Source organism: Neobacillus pocheonensis (genome assembly GCF_050477905.1).
GTDB classification, from domain to species: domain Bacteria; phylum Bacillota; class Bacilli; order Bacillales; family Cytobacillaceae; genus Neobacillus; species Neobacillus pocheonensis_A.
Window position 1 is genome coordinate 1 of record NZ_JBCNAD010000079.1, and the last position, 2,439, is coordinate 2,439.

The window sequence follows — 2,439 nt, forward strand, 5'->3', positions numbered from 1 at the left end:
TGTTTATGGCATCATAAAAATGTAGGTTATGGCATTTAATTTATGCAGTGCCGTAGGCACTGCATAAATTTAAAAAACCACTTGTCAACATTCCAAAATACACATACACTTCCTGTTGGGACAAAGCAGTGCAGGAGGTATTAAGGAGATGTTGGCAGTGGCCGAGATTAATTATATCAGACACGAAGCAAACAGCAAAGGTGATAGTTATTCAGGGATTGGAAAAAGATTAAATAGAGATTATAGAACAGTTAAAAAGTATGCCGAACTGGAGGATTTTAGTCCAGAAGGTAAACCAAAACAATATAGACCATCTCCAGTAATGGATTCAGTAAAACACATTGTGGATGAATGGTTACTAGAGGATTTTAAACAGAAAAAGAAGTTTCGTAGAACAGCAAAAAGAATATGGGACCAATTAAAGGAAGAGTTCAATTTTACAGGTTCTGATCGAACGGTACGAAACTATGTATCACAACGTAAAAAGGAATTGTTAAATGAATCAGATAAGGCAGCTTTACCATTAGAAACCAAACCAGGATCAGCACAAGTAGATTTTGGTGAAGCACCATTCAAATATCAAGGGGAACAAATTACTTTACCTTATTTAGTTATGTCTTACCCCAGCAGCAATGCCTTTTATTTTCAAGTATTCCCTTCCCAAAACAAAGAGTGTTTTCTAGAAGGTATGAAGCGTATTTTTCATCATATGGGAGGAGTGCCAAAAAGGATTAGATTTGATAACCTTTCAGCTGCCGTAAAGAAGGTATTGCCGAATGGGGAACGGCAATTAACGGAGGAGTTCCAGAACTTCGTTCTTCATTACGGATTTGAGTGTGAATTCTGTAATCCAAATAGCGGTAATGAAAAGGGCCACGTAGAATCAATGGTGAAATACGTCAGAAATAACTACTTGCTTCCAGGTCTACACGTCCTGGATTTAGATGAACTAAATCAGACTTTATGGAAGAAAGCTGAGAAAGATCGAGAACGAAAACACTATGAAAAGGAAGAATTAATCTCAGACTTATTTAAAGAGGATCTGAATGCATTTTTGGTATTGCCAAGTAAGGAATACCAATGTGTAAGGTACGAGACGTTGAAGGCAGATAAGTATGGATACATAAAGGTTGAGAAAAACTTTTACTCTACTTCACCGAGGTATGCATTAAATAAAGTCTTAATAAGAATCTCATTCAATACCATAGAAATCTTAACGGAGGAACACGAATTAGTAGTAAGCCATCCAAGATTATATGGACAGTATAGGAAGTCAATAAAATGGCAGCCATACTTAAATTTAATGGCCAAACGCCCTATGGCACTCAAATACACAAGTTTTTATGAACAGCTCCCAGATGAATGGCAGGCTTATTTGAATACATGTACGTCTTCTGAGAAGTCAGAGGCTTTGAGATTCCTAGCAAAGGTATTGAAGGACCATGATTTTAGTAGAATCACTGAAGCTTTAACCATCGCCTCAGAGCATGGTCATCCTTCAGTCGAATCCATTAATCAGGTATTTTACCAGCTTATTAATGGACGAGGGATACGTCCTGAAATAAATCCTAAACAATCATTGCCTAGAATGCCAGAAGCAACAAGAGGCTTAGAGCAATATGATCAGCTTCTGAAAGGAGCTGAGTTAAATTGAATAAACAAATCCAAGAGTATGCCAAACGCTTGAAGTTAAGCTGGGTAAGAGAACATTATGAAGAGATAAAAGCCGAATCACATGATGAATATCTACTTCAGCTTTTCGAAAGGGAAATCCAGCAACGTGAAGAAAGAAAGATAAATTCAATGCTTACTCAAGCCTGTTTACCTAAAGTCAGTGAAAATCCTTTTGATTGGAAAGACATCGTTCTCACCAAAGGATTGAATAGAGAATACTTACTGAACGCCATCTTTATGGAACAGCAAGAGAATCTTATTTTTTATGGTGGAGTTGGTACCGGAAAGACATTTTTAGCAACGCTCATTGGGCTAAATGCCATACATAAGTATGGCAAGGCTATTAAATTCTATACCGTGGCATCATTAGTTAATCAGTTGTTAGAAGCCAATGAAAAAGGCAATCTGAATAAGCTATTTAAAAAGATTGAAAAGCTCGATCTTTTAATTCTGGACGAATTAGGTTACATTCCTTTGCATAAACAAGGGGCAGAATTACTATTTCAAGTTATTTCAATGTGTTATGAAACGAAAAGCATCATTATAACAACAAATCTTCAGTTTGGTCAGTGGAACCATGTATTTGGAGATCCTATCTTGACAGAAGCCGTTATAGACCGCTTAATCCATCATTCACATTTAGTGGTATTTAAAGGTCAAAGTAATCGAATGAAGGAATCTTTATTACAAAATTAAGGAATTAGTGGAATGTTGGCAAGTAACATTTTTGATTGCCGTTTTATACATTTTTTGCTTGCCAAATAC

General features: G+C 36.3%; 2 protein-coding genes. Both read left to right on the plus strand.

All coding sequences use genetic code 11. The annotated features are described in order from the left end of the window. Nucleotides 1-148 precede the first annotated feature (148 nt). Entirely contained in the window at nt 149-1,654 is a 1,506-nt protein-coding gene (istA, locus tag ABES02_RS28410; protein WP_430141188.1) for an IS21 family transposase, read from the plus strand. After that, nucleotides 1,651-2,370, plus strand: coding sequence for an IS21-like element helper ATPase IstB (gene istB / locus ABES02_RS28415; protein ID WP_430141190.1), 720 nt, complete (start codon nt 1,651-1,653; stop codon nt 2,368-2,370). Before istA ends, istB begins: the two co-directional genes overlap by 4 nt. Nucleotides 2,371-2,439 lie beyond the last annotated feature (69 nt).